This window comes from Finegoldia magna (assembly GCF_018371055.1).
GTDB lineage: Bacteria > Bacillota > Clostridia > Tissierellales > Peptoniphilaceae > Finegoldia > Finegoldia magna_I.
Map to the genome: position 1 here is coordinate 1 of NZ_JAGYZD010000319.1, position 1,533 is coordinate 1,533.

At 34.3% G+C, this 1,533-nt stretch carries 1 pseudogene; it reads left to right on the top strand.

What is annotated here, in order from left to right:
* Positions 1-1,533: pseudogene (locus KHW44_RS09525) on the top strand (DNA helicase); the annotation flags it as partial.

Consider the following 1,533-nt stretch of genomic DNA (forward strand, 5'->3'; position numbering starts at 1 on the left):
AATATAAATGAAGATAGAGGAGGTCAAGATGATTTATATAGACGAGATGATAGGTCAAGAAGTAGAGATGGACGAGTTTTCACAGATGGAAGCGACAGAAGAAATAGCAATGAAGATCGAAGAGAAAACCTTGGACATGATGGAGAAGGATCTGGAATTTATGGAGAGATTTCCGAATCCAACATACGCAGTTCTAAGACTGTCTTACCTGGTAGGGAGCGAAGACATGGAGAACTGGAAGAAACTTCAGAAAATGTACGAGGAGAAAACACTTTTGAACCACCTGAAGGAAATTCAGAATCAGGCAGTGGACTTTATCAAGAGAGAGAAAGTCAAGATGATGAAAGCACAAGGATTGACAGAGAAAATGATGAGAGGGAATCCAGAGGAATACCAAGGACAGATGAACAACTTGATGGCAACAGTGAAGAAAATGGCAATCAAGGAATACGTGGAAGCTTAGAAAATGAAATAAGTCCAGAAAAGGAAGCTGATGAAGCTTCTTTTTTTGATGGCAAAAACACTGAAAATAGAAAAGATTACTGGATTGTAGAATTTAATGAAAATCACGAATTAGTTCCCGATTATAGTGGGCAGATAGTAACTAAAGACTTAATCAATATCCTAAGACAAAAGGATATTGATATTAAAGACCATAATCAAACTCATGGAGAAAATGAATTTGGAGAAATGACTGATGATTATATCGGATATTTCAAATTCTATTTTGATCACTATGTAGACGGCGAAATTGTCGAACATTATAGAATTGACCTTGGAGATGGTGAAGAAGTTAATGAGCGTGAATTTTCATATTTAGAAGAGCAAGTTGCACTAAGTGAGGAAAAAGCTTCACAAGAAGAAGTTAAGGAAAAGATAGAGCCTAAGTTTAAGAAAGGTGATCAGGTTAGATATAAAGATAAGGACTTTACCATTACAGATTTTGATGAACTAAGTGGAGGACTTAAAACTGTAACCATTAGAGATAATATGGAGTATATGGGAGGTATGATTAGGGGTTCGGAAGTAATTCCATATAGAAACGATTCATACCTTGAAGAAATCTTTGAAAATCTAACTCAAACATCAGAAAAATTAGCAGTAAAGGTTGGAAAAGAATTTATTTTAGAAGATAAGAATACCTTTGATGGAATTAACTTAATTGAAGCTGGAACTAAGGTAGAAGTTAATGGGGAAGAATTCCCTTTATATAAAGGTGAAACATTTGAAGAAAGTAGAAAGATTGATGACCTTTTAGATAGTGGAAATTATGAGATATACAAATTATCTGAGCATGAAAAACAAATTGAAAGACAAGTAGAGCAAGAAAGCTTTATAGATAACCACAATCTTGAAATTGACCAAATGATGGATAGATACAATGTTCCAAGAGAAGCAGCCGAAAACTTATTGAGGGGTAAAGAGGATTTAAAAAATCTAGGCTATGAACCTAATAAGGAAAGGCTAAGTTTTGCTAGAAATTATGACTTGAAAAATCATATCTACTCAGAATACCTAACACCATCAGAAAAG